This window comes from Ruegeria sp. AF2, assembly GCF_056542025.1.
The window spans coordinates 135,571-151,826 of record NZ_JBQFZC010000003.1; the positions used below are offsets into that span (position 1 = coordinate 135,571).

15 protein-coding genes are annotated in these 16,256 nt (G+C 58.2%); 3 read left to right on the forward strand and 12 right to left on the reverse strand.

The annotated features are described in order from the left end of the window. Positions 1-176 precede the first annotated feature (176 nt). Entirely contained in the window at positions 177-512 is a 336-nt protein-coding gene (locus tag ACR0NM_RS11380; RefSeq protein WP_170392042.1) for a cupin domain-containing protein, read from the reverse strand. A 194-nt stretch (positions 513-706) separates the two neighbouring features. Between ACR0NM_RS11380 and ACR0NM_RS11385 the strand changes: the two genes are divergently transcribed. Beyond that, positions 707-1,885, forward strand: a complete 1,179-nt coding sequence (locus tag ACR0NM_RS11385) for a BaiN/RdsA family NAD(P)/FAD-dependent oxidoreductase (protein ID WP_480614761.1) — start codon at positions 707-709, stop codon at positions 1,883-1,885. Here ACR0NM_RS11385 and ACR0NM_RS11390 read toward each other — a convergent pair. The 10 genes from ACR0NM_RS11390 to mraZ form a co-directional block, all read right to left on the reverse strand. After that, positions 1,882-2,256, reverse strand: coding sequence for a glycine zipper family protein (locus ACR0NM_RS11390; protein WP_255611713.1), 375 nt, complete (start codon positions 2,254-2,256; stop codon positions 1,882-1,884). The two genes, ACR0NM_RS11385 and ACR0NM_RS11390, sit on opposite strands and share 4 nt — an antisense overlap. Before the next feature lie 112 nt (positions 2,257-2,368). Continuing rightward, entirely contained in the window at positions 2,369-3,763 is a 1,395-nt protein-coding gene (murD, locus tag ACR0NM_RS11395; RefSeq protein WP_170625497.1) for a UDP-N-acetylmuramoyl-L-alanine--D-glutamate ligase, read from the reverse strand. 13 nt (positions 3,764-3,776) lie between these two features. Continuing rightward, positions 3,777-4,307: an AAA family ATPase gene (locus ACR0NM_RS11400; RefSeq protein ID WP_480614764.1), complete on the reverse strand. Its 531-nt coding sequence runs from the start codon at positions 4,305-4,307 to the stop codon at positions 3,777-3,779. Beyond that, the gene (mraY, locus tag ACR0NM_RS11405) at positions 4,304-5,386 is read right to left on the reverse strand and encodes a phospho-N-acetylmuramoyl-pentapeptide-transferase (protein WP_480614766.1); all 1,083 of its coding nucleotides are present in this window, start codon (positions 5,384-5,386) and stop codon (positions 4,304-4,306) included. Before mraY ends, ACR0NM_RS11400 begins: the two co-directional genes overlap by 4 nt. Beyond that, on the reverse strand, positions 5,386-6,804 hold the full coding sequence (locus ACR0NM_RS11410) for a UDP-N-acetylmuramoyl-tripeptide--D-alanyl-D-alanine ligase (protein ID WP_480614769.1): 1,419 nt from the start codon (positions 6,802-6,804) through the stop codon (positions 5,386-5,388). Before ACR0NM_RS11410 ends, mraY begins: the two co-directional genes overlap by 1 nt. Beyond that, on the reverse strand, positions 6,801-8,282 hold the full coding sequence (locus ACR0NM_RS11415; RefSeq protein ID WP_480614771.1) for a UDP-N-acetylmuramoyl-L-alanyl-D-glutamate--2,6-diaminopimelate ligase: 1,482 nt from the start codon (positions 8,280-8,282) through the stop codon (positions 6,801-6,803). The genes ACR0NM_RS11410 and ACR0NM_RS11415 overlap by 4 nt, the downstream gene beginning before the upstream one ends. Before the next feature lie 22 nt (positions 8,283-8,304). Continuing rightward, the gene (locus ACR0NM_RS11420; protein ID WP_170392055.1) at positions 8,305-10,092 is read right to left on the reverse strand and encodes a peptidoglycan D,D-transpeptidase FtsI family protein; all 1,788 of its coding nucleotides are present in this window, start codon (positions 10,090-10,092) and stop codon (positions 8,305-8,307) included. Next, positions 10,089-10,457: a cell division protein FtsL gene (gene ftsL / locus ACR0NM_RS11425; protein WP_170392057.1), complete on the reverse strand. Its 369-nt coding sequence runs from the start codon at positions 10,455-10,457 to the stop codon at positions 10,089-10,091. The genes ACR0NM_RS11420 and ftsL overlap by 4 nt, the downstream gene beginning before the upstream one ends. Continuing rightward, positions 10,454-11,446, reverse strand: coding sequence for a 16S rRNA (cytosine(1402)-N(4))-methyltransferase RsmH (gene rsmH / locus ACR0NM_RS11430; protein WP_480615123.1), 993 nt, complete (start codon positions 11,444-11,446; stop codon positions 10,454-10,456). The genes ftsL and rsmH overlap by 4 nt, the downstream gene beginning before the upstream one ends. A gap of 4 nt (positions 11,447-11,450) precedes the next feature. Continuing rightward, positions 11,451-11,954, reverse strand: coding sequence for a division/cell wall cluster transcriptional repressor MraZ (gene mraZ, locus ACR0NM_RS11435; RefSeq protein ID WP_170401403.1), 504 nt, complete (start codon positions 11,952-11,954; stop codon positions 11,451-11,453). 900 nt (positions 11,955-12,854) lie between these two features. Here mraZ and ACR0NM_RS11440 point away from each other — a divergent pair. Together ACR0NM_RS11440 and ACR0NM_RS11445 are read left to right on the forward strand one after the other, a co-directional pair. Next, a complete protein-coding gene (locus tag ACR0NM_RS11440; protein ID WP_170392061.1) occupies positions 12,855-13,079 on the forward strand; it encodes a DUF1127 domain-containing protein in 225 nt (74 codons plus the stop codon). Positions 13,080-13,453: 374 nt separating this feature from the next. Next, complete coding sequence (locus ACR0NM_RS11445; RefSeq protein ID WP_170401405.1) at positions 13,454-13,744, forward strand: DUF1330 domain-containing protein; 291 nt, start codon at positions 13,454-13,456, stop codon at positions 13,742-13,744. A 3-nt stretch (positions 13,745-13,747) separates the two neighbouring features. Here ACR0NM_RS11445 and ACR0NM_RS11450 read toward each other — a convergent pair whose 3' ends face one another. Next, positions 13,748-16,162, reverse strand: coding sequence for an ATP-dependent helicase (locus ACR0NM_RS11450; protein ID WP_480614774.1), 2,415 nt, complete (start codon positions 16,160-16,162; stop codon positions 13,748-13,750). Between the last annotated feature and the right edge of the window lie 94 nt (positions 16,163-16,256).

The following is a 16,256-nucleotide window of genomic DNA, read 5'->3' on the forward strand; positions in this document are numbered from 1 at the left end:
TGGGCTAGCAGAATGACAGGCAGAACTGGAATTCCGGAACAATGAGCCGACGTTGACAAACGCGCATGCATTCAAGCAGCGCAAGCTGCCTGTTCTGATCGAAGGCCAGTTGAGACACGGCTTAAGTTCATCGGAATATCAACCGCGCCCAACGTCATTGTTTAAAAAGTAAATCGTCAGTCTTTGATGGGGTATCTGTCAGGCTCTTCAAACACATCGATCACTCGGGAACCCGCCTTGATGCGCCCGCCATGCTCCACTCCGGCTGGTATCGAATAACTGTCGCCGGGTAGATAAACTTTCGTCTCTCCGCCAATGGTGAGTTCAATTTCTCCTTCCACCACCGTACCCCATTGGGCACCATGAGAATGTAGTGGGAGTTCCATTTCTTTAAGAAAAGTAAAGAAGGCGACCAAACCAGCATCAGATCGAATGACTGCCGTCTGCACGACGTCTTCGGGAAATGGCACGTCTAGTCTTGGAAAGTCTGTAATGAAGTTTGGAAAGCGCATATTTTTATCCCTTTAAATGGATCTAACCGGCAAGCATTAGCACAGAGCCTAGCATGTCAGAATGCACTACGACTAAAAATCCACATACCATATGGCACAAACCCAAGTGCCGCTGAGAAATTCTGAAGGCCAAACCTACACCGTTTTTGGTTTGCGCTCTTGCCATCGCTCACAATCCACGCCATGCGCAGCATATGGATTTCGAGACGATCATCCTCGGTGCTGGCGCGGCCGGCATGATGTGCGCAGCCCATTGCGGTGGCCAGGCGCTGGTGATCGACCATGCAAAAGCTCCCGGAGAAAAGATCCGCATCTCGGGTGGTGGACGATGCAATTTCACCAATATGTATGCGGGACCGGGCAATTTCCTGTCTCAGAATCCGCATTTCAGCAAATCAGCGCTGGCGCGATATACACAGTGGGACTTCATCGAGCTGGTCGATCGCCATGGCATTGCATGGCATGAAAAAACGCTTGGGCAATTGTTCTGCGACGGGTCTTCGAAACAGATCGTCCAGATGCTGCTGAATGAAATGGTCAAGGCCGAGGCCGAGCTCTGGGTGCAGACGTCGCTGCGCAACTTGCGCAAAACCGAAAGCGGTTTCGCTTTGGATGTCGAACGCGATGGCAAGCACATCCCTCTGACCTGTCGCAATCTGGTTCTGGCCACGGGTGGCAAATCGATCCCCAAAATGGACGCAACGGGGTTGGCCTATGACATCGCGCAGCAATTCGGGCTGCAGATAACCGAGACACGGGCGGCGCTGGTGCCGTTCACCTTCTCGGACGGTCGGTTCAAGGATCTGTCCGGCGTCTCCCTGCCCGCTCGACTATCAAACGAGCGCAGCAGTTTCGACGAGGCTTTGTTGTTCACCCATCGCGGGTTGAGCGGTCCTTCGGTACTGCAATTGTCTTCGTACTGGCGCGAGGGTGAGGCAATATGGGTCAACCTGATCCCCGATTTGCCTTTATACGATCTGCTTCGCGATCAGCGGCAGGCTGTTGGGCGCAAGGCGCTGACCACCGAATTGGCACGCCACCTGCCCACGCGTCTGGTGGAATACCTCGCACACCATATCCCGATGAAGGGCAATCTTGCGGATCAGTCCGACACGGCGCTGTCGGAACTGATCGCCGCATTGTCCAACTGGCGGCTTACGCCGTCGGGCACCGAGGGCTATCGCACCGCCGAGGTCACTCTGGGCGGAATCGACACTGACGGGCTGTCGTCCAAAACCATGGAGGCCAGGGATGTCCCCGGCCTCTATGTCATTGGTGAAGCGGTGGATGTCACCGGCTGGCTTGGCGGTTACAACTTCCAATGGGCGTGGTCCTCGGGCCACGCCGCCGGAAGTGCCATCGCAAGCCGTTAGCCTACGACGTTGTAACCCCGTCCGCGCATACAGTTGCGCACGATGACTTCCTTGTTCTGGTTCTTGTTGATCACGTCAGCGCCTGCACCAACCAACGCACCGGCAACGGCGGCGCGACCCAGGTTGTCGCTGCTGTCCTGAACGATGCCGGTGACGGCTGCAGCACCTGCAGCGCCGATTGCGGCATTACCTGCGGTCGATCCGTCAACGCTGGCCTGCGAGGCTGCAAGTTGCTGGCACTGATACAGGTCCGAGTTGTAGTTAGGGCCTACCGGGCCATCGATCACGGGCTGATAGTTGGCCCCGGTATTGGTGCAAGCCGCAGCAGCCAGCAGCGCTGGAACGACCAGAAGAAGTTTACGGTTTGGCATATTCATGACCTCGTGTTGAATTTCCTGAAGGCAAAAACCAATGCAGGCAGTGCGTCAAGCAGATAGGCCCACAGCTTCGCCGAACCGGCGATCTATTGCAAACGCATTGCTTTCAGAGGCGTTTTTTAACCTGAACCACGAAGTCATCGCCACGTTGTTCGAAGTTGTCATACTGGTCGAAACTGGCCGCAGCAGGTGCCAATAGAACGGTTTCACCGGGCTGCGCATCGGCCATGGCCTGCATAACCGCCGCTTCCATAGTGGTGCAGACTTGCGCATCGGCCTGCAACTGCATTGCAAAGCTCGCCGCCTCACGCCCGATGACGTAGGCCTTGATTACGTGGTCCCCTGCCCCGTTCAGCGCCTCAAGCCCGCCTTCTTTCTCAAGCCCGCCACAGATCCAACGTATCTTCTTGAACGCGCTCAAGGCTTTGAGGGCGCTATCTACGTTGGTGGCTTTCGAGTCATTCACATAGGTCACGCCGTCCGCCTCGGCGATGATCTGACTGCGGTGCGGCAGACCCGGGAAGCTGTGCAGCGCGTCTTCGATCACGCGCGGAGCAAGGCCCAGCGAACGGCAGGCGGCATAGGCGGCGCAGGCGTTCTGGTGATTATGCGCGCCGGGCAGGCCCTTGATCTCACGCAGGTCGATCGATCCGGCCTGACGGCCCTTGCGGTATTCCGACAGGAAACCCTTGCGGGCAAAGACCTGCCAACCCGACCCGGTCAGCTTGCGCGCCACCGAGACGCGGATCACCCGGTCATCTGACGGTCCCTCGGCCAGTTGCCCGGCCAGAAACGCGCCCTCGGCCTCATCTATCCCGATCACTGCGCGGTCTGGGCCTCCTTCGGCGAACAGGCGACGTTTGGCGGCAAAGTAACCACCCATTCCACCATGTCGATCCAAGTGATCAGGTGAAAGATTGGTGAAAACCGCCACATCCGGCGTCAGTGCGCGGGCCAGTTCGGTTTGGTAGCTCGATAGCTCCAGTACCACGACAGATCCATCGCCACCTGGGTCGATGTCCAGCACGCCGCGCCCAATGTTGCCCGCCAGTTGCGAGTCGCGTCCGGACTCGGTCAGGATATGGTGGATCAACGCAGCGGTGGTTGATTTGCCATTCGATCCCGTCACCGCGATGACGCGCGGTGGGATGTCGTAGTTGTTCCATTCAGGGCCTGCGAAAGAGCGAAAGAACAGACCTATATCATTGTCGACCGGAACTCCGGCTGCCAACGCAGCGGCCACAACCGGGTTCGGCGCGGGGTAGAGATGAGGGATGCCGGGCGAGACAATTAGTGCGGCAATATCGTCAAACGCCCCGTGGCGGCGCAGATCGACACACGAGAATCCCTCGACCTCTGCCGCTTCACGCGCGGCGGGGTTGTCATCCCAGCAGATCGGCTCAGCCCTGCCAGCGCGCAGCGCTCGTGCGGTGGTCAGACCCGACCGACCTAGCCCCAGAACCGCTACTTTCTGCCCTGAAAACCCTTTGACCGGGATCATTGCCATACACCTTCTATCCGAGCCGCGCTTCCAGCCAGTCCGCCCGCCAAGAGACCGGCCCTTTTGGAACGTTTTCTATTACGAACCCATAGTCTGGTAACCGGTCGCACAAAGCATCGTATTCCGCAATAGCTGCGGCCAAGTTGTGCCGCCGGTCATCATCCTGTTCGAATATCTCAGGCCAAGGAGGAAAGAGAAACACGCATGAGTCGTAGCCCAAGTGCAGTATCTGTTCACGCACTTTGGTCTCCAACGGTGTACCGGTTCGATCAAACCAAATCAGCGCGTCCAATGCCGAACGATCAAATAGCACAAGATCATCTTTGGCATTGCTGAAGTCAGATATCGCAAGTTCAATGATCCTGCGGCAGAATACCTCGGAGTTGACCCAAGGCAGAGCGCGACCACCACCTTGTCTTTCCTCGGCAATGACACGACGACCCGGCTCGGAAACTGTTGAATATCCGCGTCGGGCCATCTCCTCCAGCAGTGTTGATTTGCCACCACCGGAGCATCCAGAAAGCACGATGCAACGTGGGCTCATCTGACTTTCAGCGTCGCCAGCCCGATCATCGCTAAGATCAGTGAAATGATCCAGAACCGGATCACGATGGTGGGTTCAGCCCAGCCCTTTTTCTCATAATGGTGATGGATCGGTGCCATCAGGAACACGCGCTTTCCGGTCCGTTTGAAATAAAGGACCTGGATGATCACACTTAAAGCTTCAACCACGAACAGCCCGCCCACGACTGCCAATACCAACTCGTGTTTGGTAGCCACGGCGATCGCGCCCAGCGCACCGCCCAGAGCCAGTGATCCGGTATCACCCATGAAAACCGCCGCCGGAGGGGCGTTGTACCACAGGAATCCCAGCCCCGCACCAAACAGCGCTGAAGTGAAGATGAAGATTTCACCGGTGCCAGGCACATAGTGAACATCAAGATACTCGGTGAAGTCGACCCGCCCAACCGCATAGGCAATCACACCAAGGGTCGAGGCCGCGATCATCGCGGGCATGATCGCCAGCCCGTCCAGACCATCTGTCAGGTTCACCGCGTTGGCCGCACCCACAATGACGATCACCGCAAAAGGGATATAGAAAAGGCCAAGATTGATCAGCGTATCCTTGAACACCGGCAGAGCCAGCTGGTTTTGCAAATCGGTGGGATGGTGCAGCGTCGCCCAGAGTGACGCCAGCACGGCAATGATGATTCCCAGCGCCAACCGCATCTTACCGGAAACGCCCTTAGTGTTCTGCTTTGAGACCTTGGCATAATCGTCCGCAAAGCCGATGGCCGCATAGGCCAGCGTCACGAACAGTACCATCCAGACATATGGATTGTCCCAGCGCGCCCAGATCAGGGTCGAGGTGACCAGCGCACCCACGATCAGCAGCCCGCCCATGGTAGGGGTTCCAGCCTTGGACAGATGCGCCTCGGGGCCGTCATCGCGGATCGGTTGACCTTTGCCTTGCCGTTTGCGCAATACGTTGATCAAGGGTTTTCCGAACAAAAACCCAAAGATCAGCGCAGTCAGAAAGGCGCCCCCTGCCCGGAAGGTGATATAGCGGAAGAGGTTCCAGAAATCCCCTCCGTCCGACAGGGCGGTTAACCAATAGAGCATTACAAAACCTTTCTTACAATACGGCGGCTCTCTGGCGCGCTGCCATGCCCCATTTGCCGCAGACCGTCAACGATCTGCGCCAGAGCCATGCTGAGGGAGCCCTTGGCCATCACTACATCGCCGCTACGGATCAATTCCGGCAGATGGGCGGCCAACTCATCGCTGGTTTCCGTCCACAACCCGCGCTTGCCCTCGGGCAGAGCCTGATGCAGCGCTTGCATCAACGGGCCGATGCAATGAACCTGATCGACATGCGCCATCGCAGGCACCTCGGCCATGGCGGCGTGCATCGCCTGCTCTTGCGCACCAAGCTCTTTCATGTCGCCCAGAAACGCGATCTTGCGTTTGCCCGCCGACGTAGACAGCACGTCGAGAGCGGCCTCCATCGAGGTTGGATTGGCGTTGTAGCTGTCATCGAGCAGTTCAATCTGCCCGCCATCTGGCAGCGCGATCACCTCGCGCACACCGCGCCCTTTGACCGGAGACCAGCCGCGCAGACCGGCAATCGCCTGATCCAGATCGACCCCCAGCGCGACACAGGCCGCCAGAGCGCCCAGCGCATTCATAGCAAAGTGAGTTCCCGCGGATTGGACATCGAATGTGATGTCTGCGCCGCCGACAATACCGTGTCCCCGCACCGAGTCAGGGCCTTGGAGCACGTTGGTAAGGGCATAGTCCCGCGCCTTGTGGCCAAATTCGACGATCCTTGCACCATGCGCAGCGGCGCAGTCGCGCAAGATGCCCGCGTGTTCGATATCGGCGTTGACGATAGCGGTGCCGCCCTCGGCCAGCCCGTCGAAGATCGCAGCTTTTTCAAATGCAATACCCGCAACCGAGTCGAAGGCTTCGAGGTGGACGGCGGCTACTGTGGTCACCAGCCCCACATGCGGTTGCGCCTGACGCGCCAGCGGAGCGATTTCGCCCGGATGATTCATGCCGATCTCGATCACCGCGAACTCGGTGTCGCGCGGCATTCGCGCCAGCGTCAAAGGCACGCCCCAATGGTTATTGTAGCTGGCGACGCTGGCATGAGTTTTGCCTTGCGTCTCCAGAATGCTGGCCAGCATTTCCTTGGTCGAGGTCTTACCCACGCTGCCAGTCACCCCCACCACGCGCGCACCTGTCCGGGCGCGAGCCGCCTGCCCCAACGCCTCTAGACCCGTCTGCACATCGTCGACGATCAACAGCGGTGCATCTTCGGGCACGCCTTCGGGAATATGCGACACAAGCGCTGCGCCTGCGCCTTTTTCAAGCGCTTGGGCGACGAAATCATGGCCGTCGCGGGCAGCCTTCAACGCAACGAACAGGTCACCCGGCTGCAGGGTGCGCGTGTCGATGGAGACGCCGTTCACCTGCCAATCGGTGGTGGCGCGCCCGTTGGTGGCCTTTGCGGCCTCGGCTGCGGTCCAGAGCGTCATGCGACCCTCCCGTCCAGCGCGGCAACGCTGATACTGGCCTGTTCCACATCGTCAAAGGGCAGGACCTGATCTCCGACGATCTGGCCGGTTTCGTGTCCCTTGCCCGCAATCAGCAGAGCGTCGCCCGGTTGCAGCGCGTCGATGCCGCGCAGGATGGCCTCGGCCCGGTCCCCGACTTCCGTGGCTTCGGGTGCGCCCAACATGACAGCACCGCGGATGGTGGCCGGGTCTTCGCTGCGTGGGTTGTCATCGGTAACAAAGACCACATCGGCGTTTTCAGCAGCGGACCGCCCCATCAATGGGCGTTTAGTGGCGTCTCGGTCACCGCCTGCACCAACAATGGCGATCAGACGTCCCATGACATGCGGGCGCATCGCCTTCAGTGCAGTGGCCACGGCATCCGGCGTATGAGCGTAATCGACAAACACCGCCGCGCCGTTGTCGCGTGTGGCAGCCAGCTGCATCCGCCCGCGCACGGTGATCAGGTGCGGCAAGGTATCGAACACGCGGTCGGGGTCCTCGCCCGCCGCGATGACCAATCCGCAAGCCAGCAAAACGTTCTCGGCCTGAAAGCCGCCGATCAGATTCAGGCGGGCTTGATAGGCCTTGCCTTTCCATGAAAAGCGCAAATCCTGCCCGGTCGCGTCAAAGCGTTGATTCAGCAGACAAAGATCAGAACCCTCAGGGCCCACGGTGATTATATTCTGGCCGCGTGCCTCGGCGATCTTGCGCATCTCAGCACCCTTGGGATCACCAAGGTTGACCACAGCGACCCCGTCTTCGGGCAGCACACGATCAAACAGACCCGCCTTGGCTGCGAAATAGGCCTCGAACGTGTCGTGATAGTCCAGATGATCCTGCGTGAAATTCGAGAAACCGGCAGCGGTCAGATGCACCCCGTCCAAGCGACGCTGTTCAAGCCCGTGCGAGGAGGCCTCCATCGCCGCATGGGTCACGCCATTTTCGGCAGCTTCGGCGAGACAGCGGTGCAGAGTGACCGGCTCGGGTGTTGTATGGGCCAGCGGCGCAGTCCATGCGCCCTCGACCCCGGTGGTGCCTAGGTTGACGGCGGCAAGTTCAAGCTCGGTCCAGATCTGGCGGACGAAACTGGCGACCGAGGTTTTTCCATTGGTGCCGGTGACCGCCACGATAGTCTGCGGTTGCGCGCCAAACCATAGGGCGGCGGCCCCTGCCAGTGCCTGACGGGGGTCTTCCGTGACGATCAGCGCAGCATCGGATGCGGCCAGTTCGTCGGTGGCGATCTCGGCCCCTTTCGCGTCCGTCAGGATCGCGGCGGCCCCCATGCGCAAGGCGTATTGGATGAAGTCTCCACCATGGACTCGGGTGCCGGGAAGGGCTGCAAAGAGGAAACCGTCTTTGACCTCGCGGCTGTCAACAGCCAGACCGGTGATTTCGGGATTGGCCCCTCCCCGTGCGGTCAGGGCCAGTTCGCTGAGTTTCTTTGACCGATTGCCCATGACCCACCTTTCGCTGGACAGCCTAATTTGAGGTCAGCGTTATAGCAGCGCGCGCCTCAGGCTCAAGCCGGGGTCTGAGACCCAATAGCGGCGCCACCCGTCCAATCAGTTCGGCAGCAACGGGAACGGCAGTCCAACCCGCCGTGCGGCGCTTTTCGCCATAGGCCACGATGGACGGTTCATCCAGCGTGACGATTAGCACATATTTCGGATCATAAGCCGGGAAGATGGTGGCGAAGGTGGCAATCACCTTGTCCTCATAGTACCCGCCACGCGGCTTGGGTTTATCGGCAGTACCGGTTTTTCCCGCCACGTCGTACCCTTTGACATCACCAAAGCTGGCGGTGCCATCCGTGACCACTTTGCGTAGCATATTTTGCGCCTGCTTGGCGGTGTTTTCGGACATCACGCGAGGGCCGTATTGCGGGCCATTGCGACGCAGGATCGTGGGGCTGACATAGTACCCGCCATTGGCAATCGCTGCGTAACCAGCGGCCAGATGCATGGGGCTGGTCGAAAGGCCGTGGCCATAAGAAATCGTCACGGTGCTCAACTCACCCCATTTCTTGGGCTTGAGCGGTTGCCCGCCCTTGGCCTCGACAATCTCGAATGGCGTTGGGTCGAACATGCCTAGCGCGTTCAGAAAATCCTGTTGCCGGTCGGCCCCGATTTGCAAGGCCAGCCGCCCGGTGCCTCGGTTCGAGCTGTACTTGATTACATCCGAGACACTGATCTCACCATAATTCTTGCCGTTAAACTCGCCAATCGGGAAGCGCCCGATTTTCATCGGGCCGGAAGTGTCAATGATGGTGTTGGAGTTCACCAGACCCAGCTGCACCGCCTGCGCGGCGGTGAAGATCTTGAACACCGAACCCAGCTCATAGACACCCTGTACATAGCGATTGAACAGCGGGCTGTCCGAGGGATCAAAGCCCGAGGTCGGGGGGCGCGGACGGTCATTGGGGTCAAAAGACGGCAACGACGCGGCCGAGACGACCTCGCCCGTATGGGCGTTCATCAAAACCGCCGAGGCTCCTTTGGCGTTCATGATCTTCATGCCACCATAAAGCACCTGTTCTACCGCCGCTTGAACGGTCAGATCCAGCGACAGTTGCAGCGGCTTGTTGCCGTTGGCCGGGTCGCGCAGATAGCCGTCGAACTGTTTTTCGACGCCAGCTACGCCGATCACCTCGGCTGCGCTGACACCTTCGCGGCCAAAGCCCGAGCCGCCCAGAATATGCGCCGCGAGTCTGCCATTGGGATATAGCCGCATTTCGCGCGGGCCGAACAGGATGCCGGGATCACCGATGTCATGCACCGCCTGCTTCTGCTCGGGCGAGATGCGCTTCTTGATCCACAGGAATTTTCGCTTACCGGTGAAGTCTTTGACCAAACGCTCTTTTTCCAGATCAGGGAAAATAGCGACCAGTTGCTCGGCTGCGGCGATCGGGTCAATCATCAGCGGTGGCTGCGCATAGACAGAATAGGTGTCCAGATTGGTCGCCAGAATACGGCCTTCGCGATCCACGATATTGGCGCGCTGCATGGCGATGGAGGCCCCCGGCGCACTTGCCAATGGTTCTTGCGCCTCGGATGTCGCCAGAACGCCCATACGAAAGCCTACGACCGAAAAGGCGCAAAAGAAGAAAAGACCCAACACCAACAGGCGGCCCTCGGCGCGCGCGCGGGCGCGGTCTTTCATGTCTTCGTGGCGTTTGCGGATGTTCTCTCGCTCAATCGCCTTGGGGTTTTCACCCTTTGCACGGGCGTCGAGGATTCGGGCCAGAGGGCGAAGTGGTGTACGGGTCATGGGACCTGCACCTCGATCAGTGCCTGAATGTCAGTGACGTCCTGTATTTCAAGCGGGTCGACGATGGGCAGATCCGGGTCCTCACCATAGGAAATCTGATCGGCGCGACCAAACTGCTCGGCCCGCAGAGGCAGCAAGCTGAGACGTTCGAAATTCAAGTCCGCCAGCTCACGCAAACGATCAGGCCGGTTTAGATAGGCCCATTCAGCATTCAGCACGGCGAGTCGCGCCTGCGCCATACCAATCTGGCCTTGCAGCGACTGCGTTTCCTTCAGCACCTGCTGCGTGCGGTAGTTCTCTTGATAAGCCCAAAGCGCCAGCCCGAACACGGATAGTGCAGTCAACACATACAGAATACTCTTCATCTTGCCCTTCCCCCCAATTGCGGCATGCCGATGGCCCGGGCCTCAATTTCCCCTGCCGGGGCATCCGTTCTTATCGCGACACGCAATTTTGCCGAGCGTGCACGTGGGTTTTCTTCAAGTTCCTGCTCATCCGGCCCAACGGCCTTGCGGGTCTTGAGTGTGAATTGCGGCTTCTCCTGCTCCATCTCAGGCGCATAACGGTTGGCGCGTCCGGTTTTGCCCGCGCGCGATTGGAAGAACCGCTTCACCATCCGGTCTTCTATGGAATGGAAAGTCACAACGGCCAGTTGCCCCCCCGGCTTCAAAGCGCGCTCGGCGGCCATAAGCCCCTGAAACAGTTCTTCGTATTCTGCGTTCACCGCGATCCGTAGCCCCTGAAAACTGCGCGTCGCCGGGTGCGATTGGCCCGGTTTGGGGCGCGGCAGGCAGGATTCGATAATCTCGACCAGCCGCAGAGTTGTTGTGATCGGTTCTTCGGCCCGCGCCTTGACGATGGCCTTTGCTATACGACGACTGGCGCGTTCCTCACCGAAATGGAACAGGATGTCGGCCAATTGCGTCTCGGTTGCCGTATTCACCAGATCAGCTGCGCTTTCACCATCTTGGCTCATCCGCATGTCCAACGGACCGTCTTTCATGAAGGAAAAACCGCGTTCAGCCTGATCCAACTGCATGGATGAGACACCAAGATCCAGCACCACGCCGTCCAGATCCTGTGCATAATCATCCATGCGAGAGAACACGCCCTGCTGCATCACCAGCCGGTCACCGTATTCCCCAGCCCAGTCTGCGGCCATTTCAAAGGCCAGCGGGTCGCGATCGACGCCAATGACTTTCTCGGCCCCGGCCTCCAGCAACGCGCGAGTATAGCCGCCTGCGCCGAATGTGCCGTCCAGCCAGGCACCGGATACCGGCGCCACGGCGGCCAACAACGGGCGCAGAAGAACGGGGATATGAGGTTTGTTCGATGAGGTCTGAGCGCCGGCCATGCCGTCACCCATCCCCGATGCCATCGAGATACTGCATCGGATCGAAGTCATCTGGCAGATCGTCCAGCCATTCCTCGGTGGTGGCCAGTTCTTCGGCCTCGTATGTCTCGGGCTTCCAGATCTGGAAGGTATCACCGGCGGCGATAAAGAACGCCTCGTTTTCAAGGTCGATCTTGTTGCGCAGCTTTGCGGGCAGCACCAAACGACCCGTTTCGTCCACATTGGTCGGGAAGGACTGGCCATGGAACATCCGCTGAAGCATCCGACGCTGCATCGAGCCACGTGGCAGCGCATCGATCTTGGCATCCACCTCGTCGATCGCTTCCATGGTGTAACATTCAAGGTATTTGCGGCGGTGGTCGCCATAGACAATCACGAGTTCAGGATTGTCACCGGGTTGCCAGCTGGGGTCCGAGGCCTCAAGCACACGACGAAACGAGGCCGGGATCGAGACCCTGCCCTTCGTATCCACCTTATGCTGGCTTTCGCCTCTAAACCTGCGCGCCAAGACGACTGTCCCTTTCGCTTGCGCCCCACCTCAAAATTCACGTTCCCCCCGGAAGTAAAACGGCGGGTTGATCTGCTGCCACTGATCAACCCGCCGCATTGACCCGCTTTGCGGGATGTCCAGCTGCGCGCGCCACCTGGGGGGATGTCTGCTCGCCCGCGCGCCGGATCTGTTAAGTGATGAAAGCGAGATGCCTGTATGAAACCTGTTTTTGTATTTTTGGTTCGGGGTCGTTTGGCGCCCCTTAACTGTCCTCGCCCTCATCGGGTACACAAGGGATGCCATGGGAATTCATGGAAATCAATAGGAAATTTGCATATGGAGGCCTGATGCAGGCTTCAGATCAAGACTAATACAATCGAAACTTGGATCAAATATGCCACAAATTGTGCCCCTGATGCTCACCAACACTAAATATGTAAGAATTGACGCCTAAATTATTCCTCCCATGAATTCCCAATAATTTTCAGAATTATGGATTATTTGGCGCAGACACTCATGAATGACAGCCGAAGAGGACGAATCGCGGTCCCTTTACAGGGCCTTTCCCATAGTCGCCCCATGCTTTCCCATAGCACCATCACCCCAGACGCCGGACCTGCCGTGAGAAGATTTGCCCCTCTTGAGTTGACACAACATGCCCAAACAAACACCAATTCCGCTCAATAGATAAGCGGTCACCATCACAGGGTCTGGACACACGAAACGTCAACCACACGTGAAAACCAGTATTTTAAAGGCGATTATTGGGGCGTACCGGATTATCCTGCCAATCCATGCATTTGCTGCATAGCAGCATTGACGACGCGAACTATTGTGCAATCGCAGCATTTGCCTATCTTCAGTCTCAAGCAAACGCCGGACGATGCCGGCAACAGTAAGAATGAACGGATCATGAAGATGGCAGTCGCAAGCACACAAACGGCTCTGAAAGGCACACCGGCAAATGGAATCTCAACGCTGGTTGAGACCGTAAAAACCCGGGTTGCTCGTTATCGCCTGTACCGTCAGACAGTCAACGAATTGTCGGGACTGTCAGATCGGGAATTGGCTGATCTTGGCTTGCACCGCTCGATGATCCGCCGGCTGGCCCAACAGGCCACCGAAGAGCAGATCGCGCGGTAAGCGCAACAAGAACACCGAGATCAGGTCCGTCTTCCTCCCTTTCGGACCTGTATTTCAGCGGCAGCGTCTCTCCTCCTCCCTGACGTTGCCGCACCTAATACCGGCCCTGACCGCCGGAACCTGATACATCGGGGCTCTCCTCCTCCCTGCCTCGATGTTGAAAGCGCGCGGCGACGTCTTCCTCCTCCCTGACGTCGCCGCGTCTTCCTCATACCGGGATCAAACCCGGGTTCGGATACATCGGGGCTTCCTCCTCCCTGCCCTGATGTAGAAAAGAACGGCGGTTCCCCTCCTCCTCCCTGGGAACCGCCGTTTTTCGTTTTTTGCGCACAAGATGTAGGCTGGGGTCGTGAACGATTTGTCAGGAGTCTCCCGTGGCCGCTTATTTCATCGCCCAGATTTCCATTCATGACCCGGATGGGTACCAGAAATACCTCGAAGGATTCATGCCGATCTTTGACCGGCATGGCGGAAGGCTTCTGACCGTATCCTCAAAACCCGTTGAAGTGATCGAAGGCAGTTGGGAAGAAGATGGGATCGTCCTGATGGAGTTTCCGGATATGGCTGCCGCAAACGCGTGGAAGGACGATCCGGACTATGTCGAATTGGCCAAGATCAGGCAAAAAACGGCGACGGCGAATCTTGTGCTGGTCGAAGGGTTGTAAGCTTCAGAACGGCACGTCATCCTTGTTGGTCAGAAAGCGCGAGACCACTTTCTTCTTCCCCGCCTTGTCAAAATCGACCTCAACCTTATCGCCCTCGATGCCGATCACTGCGCCATAACCGAATTTCAGGTGAAACACGCGTTCACCCAACGTGAAGCTGGCGACCGCAGTTGCATCAATCACCGTGTTCCGGCTTTCTTTCGGCTGAGACATCCCGTACTGCCCCTGTCGCGCCTGCATCCGCTTCCAGCCGGGAGAATTATAGACATTTGCCTCAGCCGCGCGGGTTTCGATGTTTTGAGAAGTATATCCACCATAAAGGCTTGGAGGCGTGACATCTTCAAAGTGCTCACCCGATTCAACGCTGAAGCCCCCTTTTAGTTCATCTATGAATCGGGACTTAAACCTGTCTTCCCTTCGACCGTAAATCACTCGACTGTCAGCCCAAGAAATCGTGCAGACCTCTTCGGCACGCGTGATGCCCACATAAGCCAGCCGCCGCTCTTCTTCCAAACCACTGCGAGGAGATTCATCCATTGAGCGCTGAGACGGGAACAACCCATCCTCCCACCCCGGAAGAAACACCGCCGGAAACTCCAGCCCCTTGGCCGCGTGCAAGGTCATGATCGAGACCTTGGCCCCGTCGCTGTCCTGCTCATTGTCCATCACCAGACTGACATGTTCTAAAAACCCTTGCAGATTCTCGAAATTATCAAGCTGGTTGACCAGTTCCTTAAGATTCTCAAGCCGCCCGGGTGCCTCGGGGGTCTTTTCATTCTGCCAATGCGCGGTGTAACCCGATTCGTCCAAAACGATCTGTGCCAATTCGATATGCGTATGCTCAGGCGCACCATAGCGGATCGGCGACACACCATCATCTATGACCGTGTCATCATCGACCTCGATCCGAGGCCCACGTGTCATCGCATTCCACCGCGCCAACCCGTCGATCAGTTCGCGCAGCGCTTTGACACCTCTCGCGCCGATCAGTTTTTCTTCAACGACAATCCGAGCGCCTTCTACCAGCGACACCCCATGCTTCCGCGCCGTCAGCTGAATAGTCTGTTGCGCCTTGTCGCCAAGGCCGCGTTTGGGCGTGTTTACGATCCGCTCGAAGGCCAGATCATCTTCGGGGCTGACCACCAGCCGGAAATAGGCCATGGCATCGCGAATCTCCATCCGCTCATAGAATCGAGGGCCGCCGATCACCTTGTAAGGCAGACCGATGGTTAAAAACCGATCCTCAAACGCCCGCATCTGGTGTGAGGCCCGTACGAGGATCGCCATCTCATCGAGGTTCATCGGCCGCACGCCGCGTGTACCGCCCTGCATCGCGTCGATCTCTTCCCCGATCCAACGCGCTTCTTCCTCGCCATCCCAATGGCCGATCAGTCGGACCTTTTCACCCTCTTCGCGGTTGGTCCAAAGCTCTTTGCCCAAGCGGCTTTCATTGCCACGAATGACGTTGGACGCAGCGGCCAGAATATGCGGGGTCGAGCGGTAGTTCTGTTCCAGCCGGACCACGAAGGCGCCAGGGAAGTCCTTTTCGAACCGCAGAATGTTGCCCACCTCGGCCCCGCGCCAGCCATAGATCGACTGATCGTCATCGCCGACGCAACAGATGTTCTTGTGGCCCCCTGCAAGCAGACGAAGCCAGAGATATTGGGCGACGTTGGTATCCTGATACTCGTCCACAAGGATGTAACGGAACCAGCGCTGGTATTGCTCCAGCACGTCCGGGTGGGTTTGGAAAATCGTGACCATGTGCAGCAACAGGTCGCCGAAATCCACCGCATTCAGCTCGCGTAGGCGGGTCTGGTATTGGGCATAAAGCTCGATGCCCTTGTGATTATAGGCCCCCGCATCCGCAGCAGGCACCTTGTCGGGCGTCAGCGCTCGGTTTTTCCAGTCATCGATGATCCCGGCCAGCATCCGAGCGGGCCAGCGCTTGTCGTCAATGTTGGCGGCTTGAGTCAGCTGTTTCAGCAGCCGTTTCTGATCGTCAGTGTCCAAAATTGTGAAGTTCGATTTCAGATCGACCAGTTCCGCATGGCGACGCAGCAGCTTGACGCAAATTGCGTGGAAGGTGCCAAGCCACGGCATCCCCTCAGCGGGTCGGCCCAGCATCCGCCCTACCCGCTCTTTCATCTCTCGCGCGGCCTTATTGGTGAAGGTCACCGCCAGAATCTCATTCTCGCGCACCCTATGTGTCCTGAGCAGATGGGTGATCCGAGCGGTCAGAGCTTTTGTTTTGCCCGTGCCCGCACCAGCCAACATCAGCACCGGACCATCCAGCCGCTCAACCGCTTCGCGCTGCGCCGGGTTGAGATCGTTGAGGTACTCAGCCGAGGTCGCAGGCATCGCCCGCGCCGACAGCGATGCGCCTTCGAAGGCGTCCAATTCGTCAAAACTGCTCATGGCTCTAAACTACGTCGGATGGGCGCGGAGGGAAAGGGTTTGTTCACGGCTTGTTCGCTCAAATCAAATAGAATCATCCCTCCAAAGGGCGCAG